This is a genomic window from Streptomyces chiangmaiensis (assembly GCF_036281785.1).
GTDB lineage: Bacteria > Actinomycetota > Actinomycetes > Streptomycetales > Streptomycetaceae > Streptomyces > Streptomyces chiangmaiensis.
Window position 1 is genome coordinate 14,808 of sequence record NZ_JAYWVC010000062.1, and the last position, 25,106, is coordinate 39,913.

The 25,106-nt window shown below is 68.8% G+C and carries 27 protein-coding genes, 1 tRNA gene and 7 pseudogenes; 13 read left to right on the plus strand and 22 right to left on the minus strand.

All coding sequences use genetic code 11. The features are described 5' to 3' along the window. Positions 1-4: 4 nt before the first annotated feature. Together VXC91_RS19495 and iolC are read right to left on the minus strand one after the other, a co-directional pair. Positions 5-133, minus strand: a pseudogene (locus VXC91_RS19495) (deoxyribose-phosphate aldolase); the annotation flags it as partial. 11 nt (positions 134-144) lie between these two features. After that, on the minus strand, positions 145-1,170 hold the full coding sequence (gene iolC / locus VXC91_RS19500; protein ID WP_329508560.1) for a 5-dehydro-2-deoxygluconokinase: 1,026 nt from the start codon (positions 1,168-1,170) through the stop codon (positions 145-147). A gap of 307 nt (positions 1,171-1,477) precedes the next feature. On the opposite strand from iolC, the pseudogene VXC91_RS47015 reads away from it, so the two are divergent. The 4 genes and pseudogenes from VXC91_RS47015 to VXC91_RS19515 form a co-directional block, all read left to right on the plus strand. Continuing rightward, a pseudogene (locus VXC91_RS47015) lies at positions 1,478-1,663 on the plus strand (hypothetical protein); the annotation flags it as partial. Between the two features lie 474 nt (positions 1,664-2,137). After that, a complete protein-coding gene (locus VXC91_RS19505) occupies positions 2,138-2,380 on the plus strand; it encodes a chaplin (RefSeq protein WP_329508561.1) in 243 nt (80 codons plus the stop codon). A 243-nt stretch (positions 2,381-2,623) separates the two neighbouring features. Then, entirely contained in the window at positions 2,624-3,283 is a 660-nt protein-coding gene (locus VXC91_RS19510; RefSeq protein WP_329508562.1) for a hypothetical protein, read from the plus strand. A 196-nt stretch (positions 3,284-3,479) separates the two neighbouring features. Further along, complete coding sequence (locus tag VXC91_RS19515; protein WP_329508563.1) at positions 3,480-3,773, plus strand: hypothetical protein; 294 nt, start codon at positions 3,480-3,482, stop codon at positions 3,771-3,773. A gap of 251 nt (positions 3,774-4,024) precedes the next feature. Here VXC91_RS19515 and VXC91_RS19520 read toward each other — a convergent pair whose 3' ends face one another. The 3 genes and pseudogenes from VXC91_RS19520 to VXC91_RS19530 form a co-directional block, all read right to left on the minus strand. Then, on the minus strand, positions 4,025-4,984 hold the full coding sequence (locus tag VXC91_RS19520; protein WP_329508564.1) for a D-2-hydroxyacid dehydrogenase family protein: 960 nt from the start codon (positions 4,982-4,984) through the stop codon (positions 4,025-4,027). A 116-nt stretch (positions 4,985-5,100) separates the two neighbouring features. Then, complete coding sequence (locus VXC91_RS19525) at positions 5,101-6,195, minus strand: magnesium and cobalt transport protein CorA (RefSeq protein WP_329508565.1); 1,095 nt, start codon at positions 6,193-6,195, stop codon at positions 5,101-5,103. Between the two features lie 76 nt (positions 6,196-6,271). Continuing rightward, positions 6,272-6,752 (minus strand): annotated as a pseudogene (locus VXC91_RS19530) (cation:proton antiporter domain-containing protein); the annotation flags it as partial. 429 nt (positions 6,753-7,181) lie between these two features. Between VXC91_RS19530 and VXC91_RS19535 the strand changes: the two are divergent. Continuing rightward, positions 7,182-7,586 carry a RidA family protein gene (locus VXC91_RS19535; protein WP_329508566.1) on the plus strand — a complete coding sequence of 135 codons (405 nt, stop codon included), beginning with the start codon at positions 7,182-7,184 and terminating at the stop codon, positions 7,584-7,586. Positions 7,587-7,897: 311 nt separating this feature from the next. Here the strand turns inward: VXC91_RS19535 and VXC91_RS19540 are convergent, their stop codons facing one another. The 3 genes from VXC91_RS19540 to VXC91_RS19550 are packed head-to-tail and all read right to left on the minus strand — an operon-like array spanning position 7,898 to position 10,707. Continuing rightward, on the minus strand, positions 7,898-8,614 hold the full coding sequence (locus tag VXC91_RS19540) for an NADPH-dependent F420 reductase (RefSeq protein ID WP_329508567.1): 717 nt from the start codon (positions 8,612-8,614) through the stop codon (positions 7,898-7,900). Between the two features lie 19 nt (positions 8,615-8,633). Next, positions 8,634-9,665 carry an LLM class flavin-dependent oxidoreductase gene (locus VXC91_RS19545; RefSeq protein WP_329508568.1) on the minus strand — a complete coding sequence of 344 codons (1,032 nt, stop codon included), beginning with the start codon at positions 9,663-9,665 and terminating at the stop codon, positions 8,634-8,636. Continuing rightward, positions 9,658-10,707, minus strand: coding sequence for an LLM class flavin-dependent oxidoreductase (locus tag VXC91_RS19550; protein ID WP_329508569.1), 1,050 nt, complete (start codon positions 10,705-10,707; stop codon positions 9,658-9,660). The genes VXC91_RS19545 and VXC91_RS19550 overlap by 8 nt, the downstream gene beginning before the upstream one ends. Before the next feature lie 296 nt (positions 10,708-11,003). Here VXC91_RS19550 and VXC91_RS19555 point away from each other — a divergent pair. After that, positions 11,004-11,171: pseudogene (locus VXC91_RS19555) on the plus strand (pirin family protein); the annotation flags it as partial. Positions 11,172-11,432: 261 nt separating this feature from the next. Next, positions 11,433-12,098 (plus strand): GntR family transcriptional regulator, encoded by a 666-nt coding sequence (locus VXC91_RS19560; RefSeq protein WP_329508570.1) that lies wholly within the window; start codon positions 11,433-11,435, stop codon positions 12,096-12,098. A gap of 683 nt (positions 12,099-12,781) precedes the next feature. Here the strand turns inward: VXC91_RS19560 and VXC91_RS19565 are convergent. The 3 genes from VXC91_RS19565 to VXC91_RS19575 form a co-directional block, all read right to left on the minus strand. Beyond that, positions 12,782-13,321 carry a hypothetical protein gene (locus VXC91_RS19565; protein WP_329508571.1) on the minus strand — a complete coding sequence of 180 codons (540 nt, stop codon included), beginning with the start codon at positions 13,319-13,321 and terminating at the stop codon, positions 12,782-12,784. A gap of 588 nt (positions 13,322-13,909) precedes the next feature. Then, on the minus strand, positions 13,910-14,338 hold the full coding sequence (locus tag VXC91_RS19570; protein WP_329508572.1) for a spore germination protein GerW family protein: 429 nt from the start codon (positions 14,336-14,338) through the stop codon (positions 13,910-13,912). Then, positions 14,335-14,997 (minus strand): class I SAM-dependent methyltransferase, encoded by a 663-nt coding sequence (locus tag VXC91_RS19575; RefSeq protein ID WP_329508573.1) that lies wholly within the window; start codon positions 14,995-14,997, stop codon positions 14,335-14,337. The genes VXC91_RS19570 and VXC91_RS19575 overlap by 4 nt, the downstream gene beginning before the upstream one ends. Positions 14,998-15,074: 77 nt before the next feature. Between VXC91_RS19575 and VXC91_RS19580 the strand changes: the two genes are divergently transcribed. Both VXC91_RS19580 and VXC91_RS19585 read left to right on the plus strand, forming a co-directional pair. Further along, complete coding sequence (locus tag VXC91_RS19580; protein WP_329508574.1) at positions 15,075-15,545, plus strand: MarR family winged helix-turn-helix transcriptional regulator; 471 nt, start codon at positions 15,075-15,077, stop codon at positions 15,543-15,545. 147 nt (positions 15,546-15,692) lie between these two features. Continuing rightward, positions 15,693-16,090, plus strand: a pseudogene (locus VXC91_RS19585) (transposase); the annotation flags it as partial. Here VXC91_RS19585 and VXC91_RS19590 read toward each other — a convergent pair. From VXC91_RS19590 to VXC91_RS19610, 6 genes and pseudogenes are all read right to left on the minus strand, one after another. Beyond that, a complete protein-coding gene (locus tag VXC91_RS19590) occupies positions 16,079-16,663 on the minus strand; it encodes a GNAT family N-acetyltransferase (protein WP_329508575.1) in 585 nt (194 codons plus the stop codon). The pseudogene VXC91_RS19585 and the gene VXC91_RS19590 sit on opposite strands and share 12 nt — an antisense overlap. A gap of 188 nt (positions 16,664-16,851) precedes the next feature. Continuing rightward, entirely contained in the window at positions 16,852-17,931 is a 1,080-nt protein-coding gene (locus VXC91_RS19595) for a sensor histidine kinase (protein ID WP_329508576.1), read from the minus strand. Further along, positions 17,924-18,640 (minus strand): response regulator transcription factor, encoded by a 717-nt coding sequence (locus VXC91_RS19600; protein ID WP_329508577.1) that lies wholly within the window; start codon positions 18,638-18,640, stop codon positions 17,924-17,926. Before VXC91_RS19600 ends, VXC91_RS19595 begins: the two co-directional genes overlap by 8 nt. A 68-nt stretch (positions 18,641-18,708) precedes the next feature. Further along, on the minus strand, positions 18,709-19,413 hold the full coding sequence (locus VXC91_RS19605) for a VanZ family protein (RefSeq protein WP_329508578.1): 705 nt from the start codon (positions 19,411-19,413) through the stop codon (positions 18,709-18,711). Next, positions 19,410-19,616: pseudogene (locus VXC91_RS47455) on the minus strand (hypothetical protein); the annotation flags it as partial. The pseudogene VXC91_RS47455 and the gene VXC91_RS19605, both read right to left, overlap by 4 nt. 130 nt (positions 19,617-19,746) lie before the next feature. Next, positions 19,747-20,427 (minus strand): hypothetical protein, encoded by a 681-nt coding sequence (locus tag VXC91_RS19610; protein ID WP_329508579.1) that lies wholly within the window; start codon positions 20,425-20,427, stop codon positions 19,747-19,749. A 26-nt stretch (positions 20,428-20,453) separates the two neighbouring features. On the opposite strand from VXC91_RS19610, the gene VXC91_RS19615 reads away from it, so the two are divergent. Beyond that, positions 20,454-20,527 (plus strand) — tRNA-Ser (locus VXC91_RS19615). Positions 20,528-20,541: 14 nt separating this feature from the next. Beyond that, positions 20,542-20,670 (plus strand): annotated as a pseudogene (locus VXC91_RS19620) (cytochrome P450); the annotation flags it as partial. Positions 20,671-20,774: 104 nt separating this feature from the next. Here VXC91_RS19620 and VXC91_RS19625 read toward each other — a convergent pair. The 3 genes from VXC91_RS19625 to VXC91_RS19635 are packed head-to-tail and all read right to left on the minus strand — an operon-like array spanning position 20,775 to position 21,697. After that, positions 20,775-20,999, minus strand: a complete 225-nt coding sequence (locus VXC91_RS19625; RefSeq protein ID WP_329508580.1) for an e9imm peptide — start codon at positions 20,997-20,999, stop codon at positions 20,775-20,777. Positions 21,000-21,008: 9 nt separating this feature from the next. Further along, positions 21,009-21,479, minus strand: coding sequence for an NUDIX hydrolase (locus tag VXC91_RS19630; RefSeq protein WP_329508581.1), 471 nt, complete (start codon positions 21,477-21,479; stop codon positions 21,009-21,011). 32 nt (positions 21,480-21,511) lie between these two features. Then, entirely contained in the window at positions 21,512-21,697 is a 186-nt protein-coding gene (locus VXC91_RS19635) for a hypothetical protein (RefSeq protein WP_329508582.1), read from the minus strand. Positions 21,698-22,407: 710 nt separating this feature from the next. Between VXC91_RS19635 and VXC91_RS19640 the strand changes: the two genes are divergently transcribed. After that, positions 22,408-22,917: a hypothetical protein gene (locus tag VXC91_RS19640; RefSeq protein ID WP_329508583.1), complete on the plus strand. Its 510-nt coding sequence runs from the start codon at positions 22,408-22,410 to the stop codon at positions 22,915-22,917. On the opposite strand, the gene VXC91_RS19645 is transcribed toward VXC91_RS19640, so the two are convergent. Both VXC91_RS19645 and VXC91_RS19650 read right to left on the minus strand, forming a co-directional pair. Continuing rightward, complete coding sequence (locus tag VXC91_RS19645; protein ID WP_329508584.1) at positions 22,914-23,246, minus strand: hypothetical protein; 333 nt, start codon at positions 23,244-23,246, stop codon at positions 22,914-22,916. The two genes, VXC91_RS19640 and VXC91_RS19645, sit on opposite strands and share 4 nt — an antisense overlap. A 280-nt stretch (positions 23,247-23,526) precedes the next feature. Next, complete coding sequence (locus VXC91_RS19650; protein ID WP_329508585.1) at positions 23,527-24,333, minus strand: VOC family protein; 807 nt, start codon at positions 24,331-24,333, stop codon at positions 23,527-23,529. A gap of 93 nt (positions 24,334-24,426) precedes the next feature. Here VXC91_RS19650 and VXC91_RS19655 point away from each other — a divergent pair, with 93 nt between their 5' ends. After that, complete coding sequence (locus tag VXC91_RS19655; RefSeq protein ID WP_329508586.1) at positions 24,427-24,690, plus strand: hypothetical protein; 264 nt, start codon at positions 24,427-24,429, stop codon at positions 24,688-24,690. Positions 24,691-25,106: the final 416 nt, after the last annotated feature.

Genomic DNA, 25,106 nt, shown 5'->3' on the forward strand with positions numbered 1-25,106 from the left:
CTACGGCGGTGTCCACCATCAGCCGGCCGGTGTCGTCGATCAAGGGGCGACCGGCCCGGCGGGCGGCGGCCTCGGCGACCGCCTCGGGGTGGTGCGTACGCAGGCCGACGAGTTCGGCGACGTCGACGCGCACACTGGTCGTCCTCACAGCACCGCTCCCGCCTTGACCGCGTGCTCGACCTCGTCGGCCGTGGGCATCGCGGACGAGCACTCCAGCCGGGAGGCGACGATCGCGCCGGCGGCGTTCGCGTACCGCATGATCCGCTCCAGGTCCCAGCCGCCGAGCAGGCCGTGGCAGAGGGACCCGCCGAAGGCGTCGCCCGCGCCGAGGCCGTTGAGCACCTTGACCGGAAGCGGCCGGACCTCGGCCGACTCGCCGGTGTTGCCGACGGCGAGGACACCCTTGGGACCCTGCTTGACGACCGCGAGTTCGACCCCGGCGTCCAGGAGGGCACGGGCGGCGGCGTGCGGGTCGCGCTCGCCGGTGGCGACCTCCACCTCGTCGATGTTGCCGACAGCGACGGTGGCATGGCGCAGGGCCTCGGCGTAGAAGGGGCGCGCGCGGTCCGGTCCGGGGCGGGAGGCGCTGCCGTCACCGCGCCAGAACATCGGCCGCCAGTCCAGGTCGAAGACCGTCGTACCGGACTTGGCGCGGTGGGCGAGCGCCGCGAGCGTGGCGGTGCGGCTGGGCTCCTCGCTCAGGCCTGTTCCCGTCATCCAGAAGATGCGCGCGGCGCGGATGGCGTCCAGGTCCAGTTCGTGCGCGTCGATCTCCAGGTCCGGCGCCTTGGGCTGCCGGTAGAAGTACAGCGGGAAGTCGTCGGGTGGAAAGATCTCGCAGAACGTCACGGGGGTGGGCAGCCCCGCGACCGCGGTGACCCAGCGGTCGTCGACGCCGAAGTCGCGCAGCGCCTCATGGAGGTAGGTGCCGAAGGGGTCGTCACCCGTACGCGTGATCACCGCGGTGCGGCGTCCGAGGCGCGCGGCGGCGACCGCGACGTTCGTCGCCGAACCGCCCGGGAACTTCCCGAAGGACGTCACCTGCGGCAGGGGCACGCCCGTCTGCAACGGGTAGAGGTCCACACCGATCCGTCCCATGGTGACCAGGTCGTACGGGTCATGGGGTGACTCGTCGGCGGAGTACGGCGCGGACTCCCTGAGCTCCTCCATCGAGTTCCCCTCGCATCGGCTGCCCCCAGGTCTAGCCGCGTCGAGGGAGCCGTGTCAATATTTTGTCCAGACATTCGGACGACAGCTTGACGTGGTTTCGGGTTGTCCGAACGTCGCCGCCCGTCACCTCCCTGTCGTCCTACGGCCCACTGTCGCGCATCCGGGCCGGACCGGCCTCCGGGTCCTGCGGCGTCCGGCTCCCGGATGCCCACGGCAGGTGCTAGGGCACCACGGTCTTCCAGATGCCCGGCGGACACCGGAAGCCGGCGACCGGCGGGGCTTCCGGCTTCCTCCGGCGGCGTGCACCATGGGTGACTTCCTGGTGCGCTTGGGGGCGGACGGACGGCGAGTGGCATCGTGTCGCGGACCGGACACGGGCGGATGGGGGCTCGGCCCGAAGGTCGCGGCGCGCGTCCTGCGGCTGCAACGCGCGCGGCGGCTGCTCGCATCCGGCCGGTTGGCAGCCGAGACCGCGGCGATCTGCGGCTTCTCCGACCAGGCGCATCTGCGCGGCGAGTCCCGGGCGATGAGCGGGTGTACCCCGCGGGACTTCGCGGGGGCACGCGGCGCCTTCGCCACCGCGCGGACGGGGGGTGGCACCCGGACCGGACCGGATGACGGGCGAGGCGACCAGTCTTGTGCTCTCCCCGGACCGGACTGCGTATTTTTCCAAGACCGGCAGGATCATGTGTCGTCACGCTGGGCGTGCCGGCGGTCGCATCGGGGGACGCGCGGACCGGCGGGCCGGGCCCGGCGCAGCGGGTCCGGCCCGTCTTGCGTGGGGGGGGACCGGGCGTCGCGGTGCGGATCCGGGCGTTGCCGGACGAGTCAAGTGTGTCGAAGCCGTGAAGTCGGTAATTCCGGAGATCACCCCATCGGAGGCGCAACCAGGGCACGCAACCCGCAGTTGACTCAACGTCGGGCATTCCGCCCGGCTGTTGTGACGATCCCCAAGGAGCACCTCTCCATGTCGCGTATCGCGAAGGGCCTGGCCCTGACCTCCGTTGCCGCTGCGGCCGTGGCGGGCACCGCCGGCATCGCCGCCGCCGACAGCGGCGCCAGTGGCGCCACCGAAAACTCCCCGGGCGTCCTGTCGGGCAACGTCCTGCAGGTTCCGGTCCACGTTCCGGTCAACGTGTGCGGGAACACGGTCAGCGTGATCGGCCTGCTGAACCCTGCGGTCAGCAACTCCTGCACCAACGGTCGCTGACGCCGGGCGAACCCTCTGCCGGCCGTCCTCCCTCCGGGAGGCGGCCGGTTGGTGTTGCACCCGTTCGGGGCGTTGCCCCGAACGGGGGAATCGGGTTTCAACGCGTTCGAAGGGTCCCCACCAGGGGAGATGGGGGTGCAGGCGGGACCGCGTGACCGCGCACCGCGTTCAATCGGTTGCAGTAAGAGATGTCCCCTTTCACGGTGAGCACAGGAACCACGGCTCATCAGGAAGGGAACACCCATGCGTGATCTGCCCGCCCGACGCCTCGCCACCACCGCTCTCTGCGCCACGCTCGTGCTCGGGACGGCCGGGCCCACCGCCGTTGCGTCCGACCGCGGCTCAACGCGAGATCTCATACAGGCAACAGGGGTGACTCACCCGGCGGCGACCCCCGTCCCCGGGTCGGACGCGCTTCTGGCGCAGGTTCAGCGGCTGGCCGGCGCAGACGGTGCCGTGGGCCCCGTCACCGAGCTGCTCAACGCCGTGCTCGAGGCGGACAACGGTCAGCTCCCGGCGGACGAGGCGGCGAGACTCGGCAAGGCCGTCAAGGACGCCATCGCCAGGATGGGCGGGCCCACACCGACGGCCTCGGCCACTCCGGCACCCGTCGACGTGCTCGACGCGCTGCAGAAGTCGGTCGACAAGCTGGTCGCGGCGTCGACCTCGGGCGAGTCCGGTCGTGTGCTTCCGGCCGCCAAGGACGTGCTGGGCGCGCTCGTCAGGGTCGTCCTCGCCAGTCTGGTCGCCGGCAGACTGCCCCATCATCACGACCTGCCGCCCCTGCCCAGCCTGCCGCCGATGCCCAGCATGCCTCCGGCACCGAGCCTGCGGCCGATGCCGGTGCCCAGCCCGGCCGTCACCGCGCCGCCCACGGCGACGCCGTCGCGCCCCATGATCTGAGCCGGGGCGGTGCACGGGCCGAACGCCCTCGGGTCGTCGGCGCAGACGGGACCGGCGGCTGTGCGGCCGCGCCCGCGGGATCGTCGCGTGGGTCGCAGGAATCTTCCGGATGCGGGGTTTCCGCGGGTCAGGGGGCTCGTTACTCAGGGCACACCCCTTCCCCGAGGTGACACCAGTCGCCGAAGAAAGGAACACGATGAAATCCCTGAAGGCCGCCGCTGTCGTTGCCGGTTCCCTGGCGGTCAGCGGTATCGCCGCCCCCGCTTTCGCCGGTGAGGCCTCCAACGTCACGCCCACCAGCCTCAATGGCGCCCTGGAGACCATCACCAGCCAGAAGTCGCTCGACGTGCGTCCCCTCGCGCATCAGTCCGACAGTCTCGACACCGAGAACGAGAACTCCGTGCTCAGCACCGTGAAGAATGCGACCACCACCCTCAACCAGCAGGGCGCCCCTGCCCGGTTGCTCGGCGGACTTCCCATCCGGGGGTGATGACGGCCTCCGCGGTCCACGCGGTCACCGCGGATCCGTCGTTCGTGTGGTCGCCGCCGACCGAACCCTCGACCCGGGCGGGAACGCGAGCGGCGACGTTCCGGCCCGTCGACAGAGACCCGCGGTGACCGCGACTCCCGGTGACACACATCGACCCGCATCGGCCGACCGCGTTCGCGGGCGCCGGGAGTCCGCGGAAATGCGGTGCGGACCAGGGATGACGCGGTGCGGCGCCGGACGGACCGGGTGGATCAGCCGAGGCGGCGCACGGGCTCCCCGGAGAGATACGCCTGGATGTCCTCGACCGCCTGGCCGTAGTACGTGGCGTAGTTGGCTTGCGACACATAACCCAGATGCGGGGTGGCGAGCAGACGCGGGACGGTGCGCATCGGATGACCGGCCGGAAGCGGTTCGACATCGAACACGTCGACGCCGGCGCCCGCGATGCCGCCCTGGTGCAGGGTCGCGAGCAGGGCGTCCTGGTCGACGATTGCGGCACGTGAGGTGTTGATCAGGTAGGCGGTCGGCTTCAGGAGTGCGAGTTCGCGGGCGCCGATCAGGCCACGCGTGCGGTCCCCGAGCGCGAGGTGCACCGAGACGAAGTCGCTGTACGTGAGCAACTCGTCCATGGATGACGTGAGTTCGACGCCGACCTCGTCCGCGCGTTCCTTGGTGAGGTTCCGGCTCCAGGCGACGACCTCCATGCCGAAGGCCAGTCCGACCTGAGCCACCCGGCTGCCGATCTTCCCGAGCCCGAGCAGCCCGAGCCGTCGGCCGTGCAGGTCCGCGCCGACGGTGCTCTGCCAAGGCCCGCCGCCGCGCAGGGAGTTGTTCTCCTCAACGATGCCGCGTGCGAGTCCGAGCAGCAGGGCCCAGGTCAGTTCGACGGGTGGAGTGGAGGAACTGGCCGTGCCGCACACGGTCACCCCGTGCGCCTCCGCGGCGGCGTAGTCGACGACGGTGTTCCGCATCCCCGAGGCCACGAGAAGCTTCAGCCGGGGCAGCCGGGCGAACAGTGAGCCGGGGAACGGCACGCGCTCGCGCAGGGTGACGACGATGTCGAACTCGGCCAGCGCCTCCGCCAGGCTGTCCTCGTCGGCGAAGTGCTCGGCGAAGGACACCACGTCGACGCGGTCTTCCAGTACCGACCAGTCTGTGACGGACGTGGCGACCTGCTGGAAGTCGTCGAGTACGGCACAGCGAAACCGCATGTCAGTCCCTTTCCGATCAACGAGGGAACCCTGTCGAACCGGCGAACAACGCCGAGCCTCCGGCCATGGACGAGGAACCGCCGCTGAAGTGCGCCGCCGTCCGCGGTCCGAGGAGTTCACAGCCAGCCCTTGTGTTTGAAGCCGCGGTGGATGACGAAGCAGGCGGCCGCGATGACGGCGAGGGCGAGGGGGTAGCCGAAGCGCCAGTGCAGTTCCGGCATGTGGTCGAAGTTCATCCCGTACACGCCGCACACCATGGTGGGCACGGCGACGATCGCGGCCCAGGCGGTGATCTTCCGGGTGTCCTCGTTCTGGGCGACCGCCACCTGGGCCAGATGGGCCTGCAGGATGGAGTCGAGCAGCGCGTCGAAGGCGGTGACCTGCTCGGTGACGCGGTAGAGGTGGTCGGCCACGTCCCGGAAGTACGCCTGTATTTCCGGGTCGATGCAGCGGCTCGGCTCGGCGGCGAGCCGGGACAGGGGACGTGCGAGCGGGAGCACGGCTCGCTTGAGCTCCAGGAGTTCGCGCTTGAGCTGGTAGATGCGGCCGGCGTCGGCGCTCTGCGGTGTGTGCGGGGAGAAGACGTCGGTCTCGACTCGCTCGATGTCGTTCAGAACGGCGTCGGTGACGGTCAGGTAGTCGTCGACGACGTGGTCGGCGATGGCGTGCAGCACCGCGGCCGGGCCCTTGGCGAGCTGCGTCGGGTCGGCCTCCAGGTCCTCGCGCAGCGGGCCGAGGGAGCCGTGGCGGCCGTGGCGGACGGTGACAACGAAGTCGGGGCCGGTGAAGACCATGATCTCGCCGGTGTCCACGACCTCGCTGGTGGCGCTGAGTTCGGTGTGGTCGACGTAGGTGACGGTCTTGAAGACGGCGAACAGGACGTCGCCGTACTGCTCGACCTTGGGGCGCTGGTGGGCGTGGACGGCGTCCTCGACGGCCAGTGGGTGCAGGCCGAACAGTGCGGCGACCCCGGCGAACTCCTCTTCGGTCGGCTCGTGCAGTCCCAGCCACACGAACCCGTGCCGATGTCTGTGGACCTGCCGGACGGCTTCCTCCGCGGAGTCGATGCCGGGCCGACGGACGCCGTCGCGGTAGACGACACAGTTGACGACGGTGGAGCCGAGCGGGGAACGGGCCGGGTGGCTGAGGTCCACGCGGCGGCTGCGCCGCGTCAGCCGTGCGACTTTGCGCAGGTTGCCGACCATCGACATGCGAGGGCTCTCTTTCGCCGGACAGCAGGGTCCGGCCAGTGTGCCAAAAAGCGGTGAGGCAGGTGTGTGGGCCCGTTCATGCCGAAACGTCGGCACATGGCAGTGCCCGGCTGCGAGGTCGTCGAACCACTCCTCGACGGTGCTCCCGGCGGGGGTGTGCAGCCCGGGCCCACGGGTGCGAGGGCGGCGGTGTCCGGCTCGCTGGGTCCTGGGCAGTCGGTCGGGGGATGGCGGTCCGGGCGGCCGGCAGGCAGGCGGCTGCCGAGTCGAGGAGACGGGCGAGCAGGTGAGCGCGCCCGGCGACGACGGGCCCGAGAACGGCGAGGACGAGGACGTATCCCGCGATGAACGGGGCCAGGCGGCCGTCGAGGCTCGCACTGGTGGCCATGCCGGCGAGGATCAGCGCGAACTCTCCTCGTGCCAGGAGAGTGGTGGCGATGTCCGCGGCGGGTCCGCGGCCGGAAACGGTAAAGGCGGGCCACGAGCAGCCCCGCGATCACATTCATCACGATGGTCAGCGCTGCCGCGGCGGCGACCGGCGCGGCGACGGAGGCCAGGCGCACGGCGCATCGGCATCCTGGGTGCTTCCAAGGCAGCCAGCCGTCGGACGGCCTGGATTCGTACGTGGCGGGCCCGTCGGGTCGGCAGCCCGGACTGGACCAACGGGTCGAGCGAGGGGGCGTCGCCGATGGCCAGGACGTTGTAGAAGGTGCCGGCGAGGACGGACAAGCCGCCCGCGATCAGCATCGGTCACTGCTTGCCCGGCTCGGGGCCGCGTCGCCGGATGCCGACCGGCACCTGGGCCAGGAACCTCCTCCCGACGGCGGGCGAAGCCCGGCGCCCCCGGCAGGACTCGAGGACTGCTGCCGGCTCGGGTCGTCGTCCCCGCCCGAGTCGGGGGTGTGTCACACCATCACGGCGATGGCGGTCTCTGTTGTCATCACCGCTGACGCGGGGTTGGTTCAGTCGACAACAAGGAGAGAACCATGACCGTTCGGTCCAGAGAATTCAATTTCGGTATGCCGTGGGAGTCTCTCTACGGGTACAGCCAGGCTGTGCAAGCCGGGGACACGCTCTACGTCTCCGGGCAGTTGTCGCACGACAGCACCGGGGCCTTCGTCGGAGCGGGCGACTTCGAGCTCCAGATGAGGACGACCCTCGGCAATCTCGACCGGGTACTGGAGCACTTCGGCGCCACCCGCGACCAGATCGTCGAGACCACCGTCCTCGTCAAGGACCTGCGGGAGCACTTCGACACGATCGCCCGCCTGCACGCCGTGTACTGCGGCGACCACCGGCCCACCAGCACCGTGATGGGCGTGTCCGACCTCGCGCTGCCCGACCAGCTCGTCGAGATCGGCGCGGTCGTCCGCCTCGACGTGACGCACTAGCGTGATCTTCAACGGGTTACGAAGCGCGACAGGACGCCCACAACCTCCCGGACGCCGGAACCGCATACGTCACCCCGCTGCTCGGTGCCGCCGTGCAGCCGGTGCCCATACCGGTGAGCGCGGAAGAACTCGAGGCGCGTCGGGACCACCGGGCACCTCGCCCATGACGGCTGGGTGCCGGCCGCCCCACCGCATCGTTCCGCTCCCCACGGACAGGCGGTCTCCGCATTTATCGGAGTTGGGTGTTGTGGCCGCCGGCCGAGGTCGGGCGAGCCTTCCACCTGGGGTCGGCACGGCTCGCGGCGGATGGGTCAGGCGGCGTTTTCGGCCGACACCTCGGCAGCCTTCCGCGCTCTGATCACGGTCCGTCCACGGTCCGATTCCGGGAAGCGGTGGAGCATCGCGCGCAGCTCACCGGCGTCGACATTGGCGCCGAAGGGCTCGGTGCCAGGTTCGAGCCGTACTCCTTCGCCGAGCGGGCCCGCCACGACAGGGTCGAAGCCGAGCGTGTCGACGAGGTGCGCGACCGTGGCGAGGTCGTCCGGATCGTCACCGGCGATCGCGATGGCCTTGCGCCCCGGCGTCCTCGCGGGCAGGGCGCCGTCCTCCAGGTCGTGGTACCCCATGTGGTTGAACGCCTTGATCACACGCGATCCGGGCAGGTACGCCTGCACGATCTCGCTGGAGGAGGTGAGCGGGTCGGTGAGATCCTCGCGGATGCCGTCCACCTCCCACCAGTAGTTCATCGCGTCGATGACGAGCTTGCCCCGCAGCGCCTCGACGGGAACGCCGCGGTACTTGCCGAGCGGCAGCGCGAGCACGGCGACGTCCGCCTCCGTCGCGGCCTGCGCCGCGGTGACCGGGACGGCGCCGGGGGTGAGGACTTCGACGGTGAGGGCGATCTTGGCGGGGTCCCCGGACCCGGCGACGAGCACGCGGTACCCGGCCGCCAGGGCCAGCCGCGCCAGCACGGTACCGACCTTGCCCGCGCCCAGGATGCCGACGGTGCGTACGGCGGTGGTGTCCATGTCCACTCCGTTCATGACGTCAGCCGGCGAGGATGTCGCGGACCATCGGGATCACCTTGGTGCCGTACAGCTCGACGGCGCGCAGGCGAGCGCTGATCGACTGCGCCCCACTGGTGTAGATCAGGTCGAACCGGCCGACGCCGAGCGCCTCGATGGCGCGGGCCATCTTGCGGGCGACCGTCTCGGGGGAGCCGACGTAGAGGGACCCGTGCTCGACCTCGGCGTCGTACTCCTCCTTGCGGACCGGCGGCCAGCCGCGCAGCGCGCCGATGCGGTCACGCAGGACCCGGTAGTGCGGCCAGTGATGCTCCCGGGCCTCCTCGTCCGTGTCGGCGATGAAGCCGGGCGAGTGCATGCCGACCGGGTGGGCGGTCGTGCCGAACTGGTCGGTGGCGCGCTCGTAGAGGTCGATGTAGGGCGCGAAGCGTTCCGGGGTGCCGCCGATGATGGCGAGCATCAGCGGGAACCCGTAGCGCGCGGTGCGGATGACCGACTGAGGTGAACCGCCCACGCCCACCCAGGTGTTCAGGTGCCCGGACTCGGTCTTCGGGAAGACGTCGGCCTCGTCGAGCGACGGCCGCTTGGTGCCGCTCCAGGTGACGGGCTTCTCCTCCAGCAGCTTGGCGAAGAGCTCGATCTTCTCCTCGAACAGCACGTCGTAGTCGGCGAGGTCGTACCCGAACAAGGGGAACGACTCGGTGAAGGAGCCGCGCCCGAGGATGATCTCGGCCCGGCCGTTCGAGAGCGCGTCCACGGTGGAGAAGCGCTGGAAGACGCGAACCGGATCGTCGGAGCTGAGCACGGTCACGCCGGAGGACAGACGGATGCGCTCGGTACGCGTCGCGATGCCGGCAAGGACGGTCTCCGGAGACGAGATCGCGAACTCCGGGCGGTGGTGTTCACCGAGGGCGAGCACGTCGACGCCGGTCTCTTCCGCGAGAGCGGCCTCGTCGACGACCTGCCGGATGGCCCGTGCGTCGGACACCAGGGTGCCGGAGTCGTCCTCCGGGACATCGCCGAACGTGTCCAGACCGAAGACGAGATCAGACATGGATGGGCTCCTTCGTGAGCAGTTCCTTCACCCGCGGGGCGACTTCGCGGCCCAGCAACTCGATGGTGCGGGCCCGGGCTTCGCGGGGCAGGTTCATGACGTCGTACTTGAGGTCGAAACGGTTCAGGCGCAGATCGCGGGCCATCGTGGCGATCTTGCGGGCGACGGTGTCGGGTGAGCCGACGAAGAGCGCACCGTCCTCGACCTCCCGCAGATAGCGCTCACGGGTTGGTTTGTAGAACCCGCGTTCCGCCGCGAGCTGGGTCACCACCGGCTGCCAGTACGTCCACCAGGTCTCGAGCGCCTCCTCGTCGGTGTCCGCCACGAGCCCCAGCGAGTGCTGGGCGACCGGCTGCGGGGCGTGGCCGAGCTCTTCGAGTGCGCGGTGGTACAGCTCGACGTGACCGGCGAAGCGCTGGGGGCGTCCGCCGATGATGGCCATCATGAGCGGCAGGTTGTAACGGGCCGCGCGCAGCACGGAGTTCGGGCTGCCGCCCACACCGATCCAGGTCGGTATGCCGCCGGGCCGCATCCGGGGATGGAGCTGCTGCTCGGCGAGCGCCGGCCGGAACTTCCCCGACCAGGTCACCGTCTCCTCGCGCTGGAGACGCATGAACAGATCGAGCTTCTCCTCGAACAGGTCCTCGTAGTCGGCGAGGTCGTAGCCGAACAGCGAGAAGGACTCGGTGGCCGAGGCACGCCCGAGCACGATCTGGGCGCGCCCGTTCGAGACGGCGTCCAGGGTGGAGAACTCGTGGTACAGCCGCACCGGGTCGTTCGTGCTCAGCACGGTCACCGAGGTGCCGAGCCGGATGCGTTCCGTCGCGGTGGCGATCGCGGCGAGCAGGACCGGGGTCGCGCTGTCGTTGTGGCCAGGCCGGTAGTGCTCACCGATGCTGAACACGTCGAGCCCCACGGCTTCTGCGAGCTTGGCCTCCTCGACGATCAGCTGAACGGTCTCAGCGTCGCTCAGCGTGCGGCCGTCGTCGGTCGCGACCTCCCCGAACGAGTTGAGCCCCAATTCGAAGCCCTGGGCCGTCATGGACTCCTCCTGCTGCGCTCCCCGGCCATGTGTGGCACGGTGCAATTAGTTGCGAGGTCAATCATTGCTCAGTGTGCTTGACGAGTCAACTAACGAGGATTGCGGCGCCATGGTGGAGCGACCGGCGGGCGGCCGGGACGTTCGTGAGGAAGGTGCGCGCCTGCCGGCAGTCGCGCACCTTCTTCGTCTCATCCCCTGGCGCAGCCCGAGCCCGGGCGTGCTCGCACCGTGCGGCGCGGCTGGACGGTTTCCGGCGAACCCCACCTCGACTCGGAAGGACGAACCCGTGGGCACCACACCCGCACCGTTTCTACCCGGGACTCGCCCAGCGGATGAGCGCCGGCACCGGCATCCTGCACTCGGAGAAGAACGACTCCTGGCGTCTCGGTGGCGACCCCCACACCAACCCGGTGCACCTGATCCAGAGGTGGGTCGTGCCCGACGAGGCGGGCGTGACGCCCGGGCCCGTGTCGCCTCCGTGGCAAGCTGTCGAGTGCTGTCGCCGTCCGCGCTCGCGGGGTCCGCGACGTTCTTTCTGTGGATCGTCCCGGCCGGCGGCCGTGTTCTCGGTGTTCGGGAGCGTGCAGGCGCTCCAGCCACAGGCGTGTCGTGTCCGACGGACGTACGACCCTGGGCCACGATCCGTTTTCGCCTTCGATACGCTCCCTCACACAGGGTGAGAGGTCCGTAGATCAACGAAATGGGAGAGCTCAGGGGAGGCCACGATGCTGTTCAATGGGCTGCCGCGGGGATCGATGCCCAAGCTGGAGCGCCCGGAACCGCTGCGCGAGCGCGTGTACGAGGCTCTGCTGGAGCTGATCAGCTCAGGGTCGCTGCACCCTGGCCGGCATCTGGTGGAGAGTGAGCTCGCGGGCCACCTCGGGGTCTCCCGGCAACCCGTACGCGAGGCGCTGCAGCGGCTGAACACCGAAGGGTGGGTGGACCTCCGCCCTGCCCAGGGTGCCTTCGTCCGCCAGCCGACCGGCGACGAGACCGACCAGCTCTTTGTCGTTCGCGCTCTGCTGGAGACCGAGGCGGCGCGCCTGGCCGCGGTCGACTCCTCGACCGAGGGACTCGAGCGGCTGGACGAGCTGTGCGCGACGGGCGAGGCTGCGGTCGCCGTCGACGACGTGGATGCGGTGGTGATCGCGAACGCCACGTTCCACGCCTGTGTCATGGAACTGGCCGGGAACGCCGTGCTCGCGGAACTGGCCGCCCATGTCGAGCGCAGGGTCCGCCGGTACTACACACCCATCGCCCGCCAGGCCTGGGTGGAGCACCGCGAGCTGATCGCGGCCATCGCCGACCGCGATGACGCACGCGCCCAGCAGGTCATGCGCGCCCACACCGAGAACGCCAGGACACGCTTCCCCCCAAGGCCACGCAGCTGACGTCAGGATGCTGACGGCAAGAGAGCTGCTCGCCCATGGCCCGTGACGGGGTTCCGCAGTCGGCTGTCCCGCCGAACTGAGCGGCCGGGAGCGGACGTCCGAAATCACAGACGTCGGTCGGGGATCGATCGAGCCACTGCACGTCGTCGATGATCGCCAGAACCGGCGCGACGTCGCTGAGCAGGGTGAGCGCGACGACGGAGATCATGAAGCGGTTCCCGCCCGGATCGGCGGCCACCAGCCCCAGGGCCGCACCCAGAGCTCGCGCTGCACCGGCACCAGCTCTTCCAGCCGGCGGACGACCGGGTGCAGCAGGTATCCCACGAGCTACCGCCCTCGGCGTGACCGCGGTGCAAGGAACGAACGAAGGCTGCCTGGACCTCTCTGCTGTCGACATGATCAGGAGAAGTGGTCATGCGCGGCCCCCTACTTGGCACGCCACCTGACGGGGGTGCGGCAAGTAACACGCCATCTTGCCTGACCGCTGCCCCCGGCTGGAATCCCGTCCGGCCCCACGCCTCTGATCTGTGGTGTCACTGCTGGCCGTGGCGGCTCAACTGGCACTGTCGATCGCCGTTGGTCGGCCTCGGGGGCCTCGGACGGCCAAGGTGAACGACCGGGCGGAGCGAAGACGCGGGTGGCCTCAGCGCCGCGCCGGTGCACTTCCGTGGCGGAGCACATGGTCAGCGTGAGATCAGCGAGCCCTCTTCCGTGACCGTCAGGCGCGCCTGGTGGCCGCCCGGCGAGCAGTTGCGGCCGTTGGGATAGGTGGGCTGCGGGGTGGTGTTGATCTGTCGGTTGAGCACGGTGGCGCCGCGCTGGTTCTTCAATGCCAGCGTGACGTGTATCGGCTTTCCTGGCAGGTCACGTATGACTGCGAAGCCAGGCTGGATGGAGGGGGGCTCGTGGGCTTGGGCGGGCCTGGCTGCTGGGCTTTCTGTGGCGGTGGCGGATTCCGTGGTAATCACCGGGTTCCCTGGGGTTGCCGGTTCTTCCGACGAGGTCTCCCGCAGTTGCAGCGTCCGCTTCCGGCATGTGTCGTCCCAGCACACAGTGAGGGTCGCATCGGCCACCCTCTTCGCCAGTTCCGGGTAAACCTCGACCCGGATCCCAGCGGGCGTGCTGATCAAGGTGCAGGGATGGGTGCCTCCCGCGGAAACCCCGCACGCGGTCAGCAGCGCAAGTGCCGCCAGAGGTACTGCTGATCCGACGTTGTGTCGCACGTTGGCTCCTCGGCAACCATCTGCGTTTTGATCAACGGCCACTCATGCTCGCACGGCAACTGCACCATGACGCTCCGCTTGAACCGCCGACGGCCCGCGTGGCCCGGAGTGGGTGGAATGTCGGATCAGGGGGAGGAACCGATGATGTGGTCCTGTGGGCGATCGCGGCGGGGCCGCAGGCGAACCTCCTCATGGTAGGGCTGGGATGAGCCCGGTCTCGGCGATGAAGCCGGCGAGCTCGTCGACGTGGCGACCTGAGAGCACACCATGCGGCGACGGCCTTGTCCCTGACCTCGTGCTTTCACGAGGTGGGTTGTCCCAGGGCTGATCAAAGCACGGGAAGTGCTCCTGACCTGCAACGACAGGACTTGCTGAGGGTCCTGTTGACTCGAGGACGGAGGCACTTCCCAGGTGAAGAAGCGTTCCGGCGTCGCATCACCGGCCAACGTCCAGACGTATTCGCGGACTTCGACCCGTGTGGCTCCGATCTCGGCGGCGACTGCCTGGCCGATGTCGGGATACCGCGGGCCGAGTCCGTCGGTCCGGCAACGTTGAGCTGTAGCGATCCACCCTTCTCCGGCACCCGCTTCAGGGGCGGTGATTCTTGCTCCGGAACAGGACGCGTACTGACTTGGATCCCATGATTCCGGCCAGCAGTGCCGCGAGTGGGAGCGCGACATCCACCCAGGGGTCGCGGATGGGCTTGTAGACGGCTGTTCCGTCCTTGATCTCGATGAAGCCGAGCGGCCTGGCTTCGGCGCCGCCTCCGCCTCCTCCGCCCTCGGCGGTTTTGACGGTGCCGACCTCGCGTCCGGCGCCGCCGCCAAATCCGAAGCCGACGCGCGCGACGGGGATGACGGTGATGCCGTCCTGGGTGATCGGTTCGCCATACACGGTGGATACCGAGGCCCTGGCGCCGAGCTTGTCGGCCAGCCGTTCCAGCAGAGTGACCGAGGCGTGTGCCGCGGTGAGGTCCCCGAGCGGTACGGGGGCGTTCGTCTCGTCGGCGCCGCTCATCGGGGGCCTGCTTCCTGGGGGCGCTCGGCGGTACCGAGGATGTGGGTGGCGGCCGGGGAGGGGATGCGGGTTGCGGGAAAGGGGAATTTCTCCACCTGCGTGAGGGTGAACCCGGCCGTGGTGATGGCGGATTGGGTGTCCCGGCCGGTGTGGCAGCCCCCGCACAGCAGCGGCCAGACAGTCTCGTCCACGGCACGCTGGACGCGACGCATGCCCGGCGTGTCCGCCTGGACGTGCTCGAAGAAACGCAGAGCGCCGCCGGGCCGCAGGACGCGACGGATCTCGGCGAGTGCCGCGGTCTGGTCGGCCACGGAGCACAGGGTGAGGCAGACGACGGCCGCGTCGAACGAGGCGTCGGGGGCAGGGAGTTGCTCCGCCCGGCCGTCCGCGACCTCCACCTGGACCGGCGCGGTGCGGGCCGTTGCCTTGGCGAGGGCGCGCAGCCGCGGCTCCGGCTCGACGGCGAGGAGCCGCTTCACCTCGGGCGGGTAGTGCGGGAAGTTCAGTCCGTTGCCCGCGCCGATCTCGATGACCTGGCCGGACAGGCCGGCCAGGAGGCGCTTGCGGTGCCGCCCGATACCTGCCTTGTCCAGACCGGGGCCTGCGACTTTGGCATAGAAGCGGGCGAAGACGGGGTGCTGGAAGATTTGTTGGGCCATGACGGATCTCCGGATTCCCCTCAGAGCAGTGCCTGGCGGTCTTCGTGGACTACGATATTTTGCGGAGGTGCTACATAGTGAAGTCACTTCACGATAGGCCGGAGTCCGCCGCTTCCGCCAGCGTCTCGCTGGACCGGCTCTTCGAACTGGCCGAGGTGCTCGGCGTGATGATGCAGCGCGGTGTGGCGGAACGGGGTCTGACCACGGCGCGCGCGGGCCTGCTGTGGGTGCTGTTCCATGAAGGGCCGATGACGCAGCGCGACTTGGCGCGGCAGCTGCGGGTCACGCCGCGGAACGTGACCGGACTGCTCGATGCCCTGGAGGGCGATGGACTGGTCGAGCGGGGCCCGCATCCGACGGACCGGCGCGCGACCCTGGTCTCCCTCACCGCGCAGGGCCGCTCGACTGCGGGGGGCCTGCGCGGCGGGCGGGATGAGCTGGCCGTTGCCTTGTTCGGTGACATGCCTGGCCCACAGCTTGATGTCTTCCGGCAGGGGCTGGAGACGGTGATCGCGCGGCTGCGTGCTCTCGATCCGGCCCGTCACTGATCCGGCTGTCCATGCTCTGTCCGCCGACACAGCGGTCCGGCCGGTCGACGGTGCCGGGGTTGACGCCCGGGACGGTCCGGCGTACGACCCACAACGACAGGACTTGCTGAGGGTCCTGTCGGCTACGAGGACGGAGGCACTTCCCAGGTGAAGCAGCGTATCGGGTCCTACCCGCGGATCCGCGTCGAGCGCGGCGGCCGTTCGGTGGTCTCGCAGGCCGGGGCCGTGCTCCTGGTGGAGGCGGTCCGCAGGACTGGTCTGGATCAGGCGGCATCGGCGGCCCTGGCGCCGTGGCGCAAAACGCGGGCGGTGCACGATCCGGCAATGTCCTGCTCGACATGGCGCTCGCGGTCGCACTCGGCGGGGACTGCCTGGCCGATGTCGGGGTGCCGCGTGCTGAGCCGGACCTGTTCGCGCTGGTGGCCTCCGACCCGACCGTCTCCCGCCTGATCGACACGCTTGCCACGGGCGGGAAGCGGGCTCTGTGGGCGATTCGGACCGCGCGGGCCGAAGTCCGCGAAGCTCGCGGTCCGCTACGAGGCGACCGTCCTCGTCGCGGGCCTCGATGAATGGCTGTGACCAGCGTCGTTGAAAGTGATCCAGTAGCGGCGCTTGACCCCGGTTTCGGTGCTGCGCACATCTTCGAGGACGCCGCCGTTGCTTTCGATGGTGCGCGCCGAGCCGACGTTGCCGTCGTCACAGGTGAGGAGGACCCGGTCCAGACCGAGCGCCGGCGCCTCGAGTAGAACCGCCCCCAGCGCCCACGAGGCAAGTCCGCGTCTTCTGGCGGAAGGCCGAACGCTGTAGCCGATGTGTCCGCCGCCTTCCAGCAGAAAGGCGTTCAGATAGTGCCGAAGGTCGATGGCCCCGAGGTACGTCTCGCCGTCGACGATCCACCAGTGGGTAGCGTGGACGCGTCCTTCCCCGACAGGCAGCGACCGGTCCGATTGCTGTCGCAGTCGCTCGACCCATGAGGCGAACCCTTCCGGGCTGTCGAGGTCATCGTCACCGACCAGACGCAGGCCGGCCCCGTCCTGGTGGGCACCAGGCTGCCACTCGTCACGCGCCGTGAGCCACGAGGAATGCAGCCGTCCCGTGGGAGCGATCAGTTCAGCCATGCGAGGGACCATAACACCCGCACCCCTGTGTGATCAGGCACTTTCCGCCAGATCGGGAGCCCGGCCCGTCGGATGGGGTGCAGGTGAGCCAGATCGAGGCGAGATCGCCTCATTCCGCCGCGATGGCTCAACCACTACCTTGATCAACTTTCGGCACACGCCCTGGCGGGTCCGCTCGGGGATGCTGCCTACGGCGTGCCGGGAAGCCGGACCGTGACGAGGAGACCGCCGGCGGGGCGGGGGACGAGGTCGAGGCTTCCGTCGTGGGCGCGGACGATGCTGTGCACGATGGCCAGGCCGAGGCCCACGCCGGCGTGCTCGTCGGTGCGTACGCGTTCCGTTCCTCGCTGGAAGGGTTCGGTGAGGGTCGGTACCAGTTCCGGTGGGAGCCGACGGCCCGTGTTCTCGACCCGCAGCACGCTCGTGTCGCCGTGCGCCTCGGTATGGACCGTCACGGTGCCGCCGGTGGGGAGGTTGTGGACGACGGCGTTCTGGACGAGGTTCGTCACCATCCGCAGCAGGAGTTCCGCGGAGCCGCTGGTCTGGGCCGCCCCGCCGGAGACGTCGAGCGCGATTCGGCGCTGGTCGGCGAGGGGAAGCAGCGTTTCGGCGGCTTCTTCGGCGATGAGGGAGAGGTCGACGCTCTCGCGGGTGAAGTTTCCGCGGTCGCCGCGGCTGAGCAGCAGGAGGGCCTCGGTGAGGTCGATCGCCCGCGTGTTGACGGTGTGGAGGCGTTCGATGAGTTCGCCCCGGCCCCGCGTGGGGTCCCTGCGGGCGACGTCGAGGAGCGTTCGCGAGATCGCCAGCGGGGTGCGCAGTTCGTGGGAGGCGTTCGCGGCGAACCTCTGCTGTTCGGCGACATGGGACTCGAGTTGTTCGAGCATCGAGTCGAACGCGTCGGAGAGTTCACGGAATTCGTCCTGACGGCCCTTCATGTGGATCCGGTGGGACAGCGATCCCTTCCCGGCCATCCGTGCCGCATCCGTGATCTGTGTGAGTGGTGCGAGCATCCGGCCGGCGAGGAGCCATCCCCCCAGGAGGCCGAACACGAGCAGGAAGACCATCGCCACGGCCGCGGCGGGGGCGAAGGTGTGCACAAGGAGGTAGCGGTTGGGTGCGATCCCGAGAAGGCCCTTGGGACTGTCGGGTACGTAGCGCAGCAGGAACATCCACACCACTGCCAGCAGGAGAGCGCCGGCGACGGCGAGGAATCCGGCATAGCTGAGGGCGAGTTTCAGTCGGGCGCTGAGCCCTGGGCGTCTATGCACGCGTACTGCCGGGGTCGGTGGTGTTCCTGCCGGGGGCGATGGTGTCCGTTCCGGTGTCGATCCGGTAGCCGACGCCGGGCACCGTGGCGATGATCCATGGTTCGCCGAGCCGTTTGCGCAGTGCGGAGACGGTGATGCGCACGGCGTTGGTGAGGGGGTCGGCGTTCTCGTCCCAGGCCCGTTCCAGCAGCTCTTCGGCGCTGACGACCCCGCCCTCGGCGGCGACGAGGACTTCCAGCACGGCGAACTGTTTGCGGGTGAGCGCGACGTAGCGTCCGTCGCGGAAGACCTCCCGGCGGAAGGGGTCGAGCCGCAGGCCCGCGATCTCGCGGACCGGGGGCCGGGCGTACGCGCGTCTGCGGTCGAGCGCCCGCAGCCGCAGGACGAGCTCCCGCAGCTCGAACGGTTTGGTGAGGTAGTCGTCGGCGCCGAGCGCGAACCCGGACGCCTTGTCGTCGATCCGGTCGGCAGCGGTGAGCATGAGGATCGGGATGCCGCTGCCGGAGGCGACGATGCGCCGGGCGACGTCGTCGCCGGAGGGGCCGGGGATGTCACGGTCGAGGACCGCGAGGTCGTAGGAGTTGACGCCGAGCAGTTCCAGGGCGGAGTCGCCGTCGCCGGCGATGTCGGCGGCGATCGCCTCCAGCCGCAGACCGTCACGGACGGCTTCGGCCAGGTAGGGCTCGTCCTCCACGATCAGTACGCGCATGTCTGAAGCCTAGGCAGCACAACATATCGCCGACGTATGCAACGACGTGTGCACACCGGACACGCGACTCAGCCTGCCGGTGCCGGCGCGGGACGAGGCCGCTCCGACGGCGCTTCCGCCGTGGTGCGCCACCAGCGGCGCGACGCCAGCGCGGCCAGCAAAGCGCCGGCGGCGTTGACCAGTACGTCGTCCACGGAGGACACCCGGTCCAGCCGCAGGACGTACTGTGCGGTTTCGACCAGGATCGAGCAGCCCGCCCCGAGCGCCAGGATCCGCGGCACGGACGCCAGCGCCGCGAACCGCATCGGGGCGAAGAACCCCAGCGCCGCGAAGACCAGCAGGTTGCCGACCATCCCGAGCGGCCCCATCGTGACCAGGTCCCGCAGCGGTACCAGGCTCACCCGTTCGGGGACGATTCCGGCCCCGGCGCCCGGCATCATGGTCATCCACAGGAACGGCACCGTCCCGTGGACCATGCCCACCTCGGCCAGCGACATCCGCCACGCCGATGTGACGCCGGCGGCACGCCGACGGCACGCCAGAGCCCACACCAGCAGCGCGGCCAATGGCAGCGCGACCAACATGATGAGCACCACACCATTGAACGTATCGAAGCAGCCGTGCCACCGCCCGGCCATGCACCTCGGAGCAGACATCATCAGCGCCCGCCGCACGACGAACGCGGCGCTCGCCATGCCGAGGATCGCCAGGCTGAGGAGCACGATCCTGCGCGTGCGGCGGGGCGGCGCTGACAGGGATGCGCTGTGGTTCATGCCCCCATTGGAGACGGAGGGCCGTTGCGGCGGCGTATGCGATTTTCGATACGCCCGCGATACACGGAATCCCCGGCATCAAGGAACTGGCGCAAGCCGGCGGTGAGATGGCTCCACCGCTGGTGAGCGGCATCGCTGTACCAGCCGTCCGCGTCGTCGATCCATGCAGCCAGGGCCTCCGGGAACCCAGCAAGGTCCTGGTTCTCCCACGAGTCGCCCTCCTAGGCTTGGCTGCGGTGCAGGGCATGGACGAAGGATGCAAGGTCTTCTCCGGTGCGGACGTGGTCAGGAGAGCGTTGGTCCGCCTCGGGACGGCCCAGAGACGGCCCCGCCTCAATGATCTTTTGACGAATGCCCTGTCCTGGCCGAGGGAGTCGCGAAAGAAAGCGATGCCGGTCCGAGCCGGAGCTTGTCTCGGCACGAGCGGATGGTTCTGATGGCCCAGGCCGTCATCGCCTGGGGGTCAGGCGCCAGGCGATGCAGCATGCGCGCGGTGTCCTGGGCCTGGACCATCCACGGCGCCAGGGGCTCCTCCTTCAGCATGCGGTCGAACCGTCGCCTTGCCGTGGCCGCATGACCGACCAGTCCTGCGGCCACCCCCGCGTCGAAGTCGTCCCAGAGAAACCCGCGTCGTACTGGCCTGGTCGTCAGGTATTCGGCGACTGCTGCCAGATCGGCGAATCGTGCGCGGAGCTCGGCCGCACTTTCTGCGGCTGCGTGGGCCAGGTCGGCAGCGCGGGGAGCGAATTGGGCTTCGCTGCGGAACGACTCCGGGTCGGCCACCTTGCCCCCGGTATGGAAGGCGAGGTGGTCGATGTCATGCCACAGCCACATCGCCCCGACCGTCAGCGAGCTGCCAGCGGTGCGTGGCGGGGTGAACTCAACTACGCTCAGCCACCAGCCGTGATCGTCGATCCAGATACGCGACCTGCCCCGCTGAGTCAGGCCCAGAGGGCGCAAGACATCGCGGGCCGCGGCCGTGACCAGGCGGGAGGCGGACGTAGTGACTGCCATACAGCGCATTATCGACCGCGCGGCTCTCCTGAGCGGCCTGAGGGAACAGTCTTGAAAACCGTCGTGGCGCGAGTCACCGTGGGTTCAAATCCCGCACCCACCGCTCTGCATGCGGCTGTGCCCGAGTTGTTCCGCCGGGTCAGGCTCTCCCGGCTGCTCGAGGACCCGCCGCCCTACCGTGCCAACGCGGTGCTACGCGGCCCCCGCCACCTGCCCGTGGCGATCGAGGGCCTGACGGCCTGAGCACCAATCTTGGAGCGATACGAGGTGCACACCTCGATCAGCAAAGCCCGGCAGTACCTTGCAGCTGCCGCCGAACGGACCCAAACTCGCATGGCCCAGTCAGGTCAGAGTGCGAACGGTTCATAGGCCAGAGCGCGGTCAACGACCTTCTCCGCGGTGAGATGGGGATCGAAGTCCCAGAAGATGTAGTCGCTGATGTGTGGGCATACGAGCCCGCGTTCCAGCGCGGTGAGGGCTTCGTGTTCCTCGGATTCATCGGTGAAGTCTGCGGTCATGAGCCGTTCAACGAGCTGGATAGCTTCCTGTCGGCTCATGCTGCGGGGCGTCATGGATCCTTCCTAGCCGATGTAAGGCTCGTGCCGGTCGGCCAAGCCATGGTCGATCCGCATCCGCATGGACGGATGAATGTTCAGTTCGTCCAGTTTGCTCGGGGCGACGAACGCCACTTCCTTGCTTTCGCTGCTCGTCCGCAGCTCGCCGCCGACGATGCACGCCGTGAAACAGATCGAGAACTGCTGGCGCACCTCGCCGTCGTCGTATGCCATGACGTGCGCGGGGTTGGTGTAGAGACCGACCAGGCCGGTCACCTCGACGTCGAACCCGGTCTCTTCCTTGGTCTCTCGTACGGCCGCGTCGGCGACCGACTCGCCGACGTCGACCCCGCCGCCGGGCAGCGCCCACAGATCGTTGTCCGTTTTGTGGATCAGAAGCACTTCCCCGGCCTCGTTGAGGGACACGGCGGTGACCGAGGGGACGATGCTGTTCGCCTTCGGGGCCTTCGGATCATTGAGATAATCGATGCGGGCCATGCACCCAGCCTCGCACGTCTCCTCGGCGGCGGTCAGGTTCGGTCTGCTGCGCCTTCGAGGTCTCTCCCGTCCAGAACCTCGATATCGACGATGACTGTTGCGGTCGGATCGAGGCTCAGCCAGAGCACCGGCTCGTCGTCCTCCCGAAAGGAGTGGCGAGCGCCGTTCGACACGAGGGCACTCGTGGACGCCTTCCGCTCCGAGCTGGTCAGTGCCACGCCGCCTTCGAGCGGTGGACGGAGCTGCTGCCGGTGTGGTTTGTGCAGCGGTGCGCGCCGGAGCATGCGGAGTCGGGGACTGACATGTCATTCGACGCCCAGGCCTGGCTCCGGAAGTGGCAGGCGATGACGTCCGCGCAGAAGGCGGACTTCAGTCGAGGACCTTGGATGCTGTCGGGCTGGCTCTACTACTTCGACCCGACCGAGGAGGGCATGGGCGATGACCGCAGCTGGTGGTGGTGGGACGCGGGGCAGACGAGCCGGGCAACGGCTGGGTTGAGCCAGTCAATAGTTCGCCATTCGGAAGCGGTTCGCTGTCTTGGCTGATCGAGGCCAGCGGTGGCAAGGATCTCAGGTATGGGGCGTGAGCATCGGGGACGCCGATGGCGATAGTTGCTGTACAGCACTTGTGTTGACCACCGCTTCAGGAGTTCGACCAACTGAGCGGCCCGCCTGCCTATCCAGCCCACTGCCGGGCATGGCGAGTGCCCTGGGAGTCGCCCGTGGCAGGTCCAGTGTGCTGACTGCCGTCAGAGGCTGCCGTCACGACCTCTTGGTCCCGAACTACCGGCGTAGTGGTCGCTGAAGTCTCCTCGTCTGGTCAGACGGTCTGTGAGGATCAACGACAGTCGTCGGCGGCCGGCACAGTCGCTGTACTTCTGTGCTGTACCGCTTCTCCGGCTGTCAGTGCCGCATGGCACTGTGCCGTCATGACGACGACCGCAGAGCTCACCCTCTTCGCCGACTACTTCCAGATCCACATAGCGGATGCGGATTCAGACGGTGATCTAAGCGACGCATGGACAGACCAGGCTGTTGCCGATCGCCTTGCGGTTGCACAGGATGCGCTGGGCATCGGCACCGCTGTGAACGTCAACGTGTCCGTCATGGTCGCCGTCCTGCACCAGGAACCGGATGATGACAGTTCGGAATTCGATCACGTCGTTGAGGCCAGCCTCGACGTGTCGTTGGGGCGGGTGATGGTCCTGGGCTGCACGGACTACGCCCCAGAAGCGGCTACGTTCGAGGTCCTGCCGGGCCGGAATCGCGTCCGCGTGTCCCGGAGCAACTTGACTCGGGCGGCTGAGGCTGACATCGACTCCGACGAGAGCCCCGAGACCACCGAGAAGATCCGCATCCAGGTGTGGCCGGCCCCAGAGCTTCCGCCCAAGGTCATCAAGCGGTGGGTGCAGGGCGATGTACGCGGCACGGCCTTCTAGGGGGTGATCCAGTTCGCCCAACCGAAGGTGAACTTGTACGCGGCGCGCGCTGCCTTCCAACCTCGCCTACCTGCGAGCAGAAACACGACCAGTGCAACGAGGAAGAACGCGGCGAAAGCCCCTGCGATGATCGCCCCCGTGCGCGGTGACCAGACCACTCCGACGAATGCGCACGCGGTGATCACGATACCGAGACCCATGTGCGCGATGGCTGTCTCCACGCGAAACAGCGCCAGAAGGGCACCGCGTGATGCCCGCATATCCGCGCTGTAGCGCGCCCTCGCCGCATCGGGATCGGCATGCGGTCCTTCCGGCCATTGCTGTTCCACCAGCGCCCTCCCCATTTGCCCTGGCGCGGAACCTTATCCGGAGGTCGTCGGAACGGCTTTGGGCTGGAGTTTCAATGACCCAGTCAAGCGCCACCGCGCTCGGATCCTGGAGCACCGGTTCGGAAGACCACGTATGCGGGCGGCGGCTGCCTGCGAAGTCCTTGACCTTGTGCGGAGCGAGGTTGGCGCCGCTGTTCTCCGTGAGTCCCCGCTACGTCCCGTCGGAACGAGGCACGCCCGGCGAGCTGCTGGCCGGGAAGCCAACCTCGTTGTCCTACAGTCAACGACCAGTACACGAGACGGACTCCGGCCCCCGCTTCAGGAGAGAGGTAGGGAAGCCTTGCCTCTGACGTGCGGCCTTCTTGTCTGAGCTAGCAGCCATGGATACGCCCGCCAGGCACCCGTGTTGACCGCGGCTGACCCCTGCATCCGGCACGGCTGTGGCACGCGATTCTCGACGCCGGGATGTGGCGACCTTCTGGCCCGTATGTAGACCGGTCATCAAACGTCGTAACCATCGACGGCAAGGATCTCGCAGCGACACGACATCGCGCCCATGCCGGGTCGGCGTTTCGCTGCGGTCACCGGCCGACCCGTGGCTTACGGCTGGCCGACGACGGCAGACGTGCGGAACGCGTTGGTGACGGGTTAGGCGGTCGGCGTTCTGCATGGGGGCCGCGAACTCCTCGGGGCCCTGCTGCGCCGCCGGATCCATCCACATGACTTGCCAAGGGTGGCCGTCGAGGTCGAAGAAGCTGCGTGAGTACATGAAGCCGTGGTCCTCGGCGCCATCCGCCTCAGAGCCGCCTGCGGCGAGCGCAGCGGCAGCGACCGTGTCAACCTCGTCGCGGGTTGACACGCTGAAGCAGAAGAGCGCCAGCGTGTGCGTGGTGGGGTCGGCGATCGGCAGTTTCGCGAACTCCGCGAACTTCTCGTGGCTGAGCAGCATGACGACGGCCTGCTCGCCGACCAGCATGCCGGCGGCGGTCTCGTCGTCGGTGGACAGCGGGTCGTAGCTGAACCCGAGCCTCGCGAAGAACGCCTTGCTGCGCTTGAGGTCCGCTACGGGGATGTTCACGACGAGCATGCGGCCGGCGTGTGCGGGAGGCGTCATGGTGGGTCTCCGGTCGGTGGTCCGATGGTGTACGCCCCGGTAGACAGGTCCAGCCGGCGAAACAGGGTGCCCTCGTGGTACGGCGCCTACGCGGTGGTCCTGGCCCTCGCCGCGCTCGTCGGCGCGCTCCGCAAGCGCAAGGCGTGGGACGAGGCGACCGACTCCCTGACCGAGGTCGCGAAGCTCCTCGCTCAACGGATGGGCGAAGGCGACAAGCGCGACGACCGCATGGCCGAGTTGACCGAGGCCATGGCCGCGATGACGGAGCCAGGGCTCTCCTCTCTCAGTGCTGCCGGCACCGTACACGCTGCACATCTCGGTGAGCTCTGAGCTTGGGAATCACCGGACCTTGCGGCCTCGGTTGTGCTCTGACCTGCGTCAACGAGTGCCAGGGTGAACTGTTGAGCTCGACTTGGCGCCCGCTGTTGACCGTGGTTTACCGCCCTCTCGGGCACGCATCGGCACGGCCACCTTCTGATCCGTAGCTCTATAGAGATGGGCCATTGGAAGTCATTCGGGCCGCCGCCAGGGCTATGAAGGTCGGTGTTGGGCACTGCCAGTTGCTGCGGTTGCTGTACTTCCCTGCTGTAGCGCATCACAGATCCACGCGGTACTCCGTCTGGCGGCTTCCCTGTCGCAGCGCGGCGTACGCCGCCCAGAATGGCAGGCCGAAGGGTCGGCTCCATGACCTTGAAGAGCGCTTCGACGTCCGCCCCGTGGGCATACAGCGCTGGAGGACGAGCACG

What these genes read in the sequence shown, in the direction of transcription:
- VXC91_RS19605 (WP_329508578.1), bottom strand. Translation starts at nt 19,413, where the DNA reads ATGAACCACAGCGCATCCCTGTCAGCGCCGCCCCGCCGCACGCGCAGG.
- VXC91_RS19570 (WP_329508572.1), bottom strand. Translation starts at nt 14,338, where the DNA reads ATGAGCGGCGCCGACGAGACGAACGCCCCCGTACCGCTCGGGGACCTC.
- VXC91_RS19545 (WP_329508568.1), bottom strand. Translation starts at nt 9,665, where the DNA reads ATGTCTGATCTCGTCTTCGGTCTGGACACGTTCGGCGATGTCCCGGAG.
- VXC91_RS19600 (WP_329508577.1), bottom strand. Translation starts at nt 18,640, where the DNA reads ATGCGCGTACTGATCGTGGAGGACGAGCCCTACCTGGCCGAAGCCGTC.
- VXC91_RS19610 (WP_329508579.1), bottom strand. Translation starts at nt 20,427, where the DNA reads ATGGCAGTCACTACGTCCGCCTCCCGCCTGGTCACGGCCGCGGCCCGC.
- iolC (WP_329508560.1), bottom strand. Translation starts at nt 1,170, where the DNA reads ATGGAGGAGCTCAGGGAGTCCGCGCCGTACTCCGCCGACGAGTCACCC.
- VXC91_RS19590 (WP_329508575.1), bottom strand. Translation starts at nt 16,663, where the DNA reads ATGGCTGAACTGATCGCTCCCACGGGACGGCTGCATTCCTCGTGGCTC.
- VXC91_RS19520 (WP_329508564.1), bottom strand. Translation starts at nt 4,984, where the DNA reads ATGCGGTTTCGCTGTGCCGTACTCGACGACTTCCAGCAGGTCGCCACG.
- VXC91_RS19560 (WP_329508570.1), top strand. Translation starts at nt 11,433, where the DNA reads ATGCTGTTCAATGGGCTGCCGCGGGGATCGATGCCCAAGCTGGAGCGC.
- VXC91_RS19650 (WP_329508585.1), bottom strand. Translation starts at nt 24,333, where the DNA reads ATGCTCGTCGTGAACATCCCCGTAGCGGACCTCAAGCGCAGCAAGGCG.
- VXC91_RS19515 (WP_329508563.1), top strand. Translation starts at nt 3,480, where the DNA reads ATGAAATCCCTGAAGGCCGCCGCTGTCGTTGCCGGTTCCCTGGCGGTC.
- VXC91_RS19575 (WP_329508573.1), bottom strand. Translation starts at nt 14,997, where the DNA reads ATGGCCCAACAAATCTTCCAGCACCCCGTCTTCGCCCGCTTCTATGCC.
- VXC91_RS19510 (WP_329508562.1), top strand. Translation starts at nt 2,624, where the DNA reads ATGCGTGATCTGCCCGCCCGACGCCTCGCCACCACCGCTCTCTGCGCC.
- VXC91_RS19525 (WP_329508565.1), bottom strand. Translation starts at nt 6,195, where the DNA reads ATGTCGATGGTCGGCAACCTGCGCAAAGTCGCACGGCTGACGCGGCGC.
- VXC91_RS19540 (WP_329508567.1), bottom strand. Translation starts at nt 8,614, where the DNA reads ATGGACACCACCGCCGTACGCACCGTCGGCATCCTGGGCGCGGGCAAG.
- VXC91_RS19630 (WP_329508581.1), bottom strand. Translation starts at nt 21,479, where the DNA reads ATGGCCCGCATCGATTATCTCAATGATCCGAAGGCCCCGAAGGCGAAC.
- VXC91_RS19535 (WP_329508566.1), top strand. Translation starts at nt 7,182, where the DNA reads ATGACCGTTCGGTCCAGAGAATTCAATTTCGGTATGCCGTGGGAGTCT.
- VXC91_RS19550 (WP_329508569.1), bottom strand. Translation starts at nt 10,707, where the DNA reads ATGACGGCCCAGGGCTTCGAATTGGGGCTCAACTCGTTCGGGGAGGTC.
- VXC91_RS19625 (WP_329508580.1), bottom strand. Translation starts at nt 20,999, where the DNA reads ATGACGCCCCGCAGCATGAGCCGACAGGAAGCTATCCAGCTCGTTGAA.
- VXC91_RS19640 (WP_329508583.1), top strand. Translation starts at nt 22,408, where the DNA reads ATGACGACGACCGCAGAGCTCACCCTCTTCGCCGACTACTTCCAGATC.
- VXC91_RS19505 (WP_329508561.1), top strand. Translation starts at nt 2,138, where the DNA reads ATGTCGCGTATCGCGAAGGGCCTGGCCCTGACCTCCGTTGCCGCTGCG.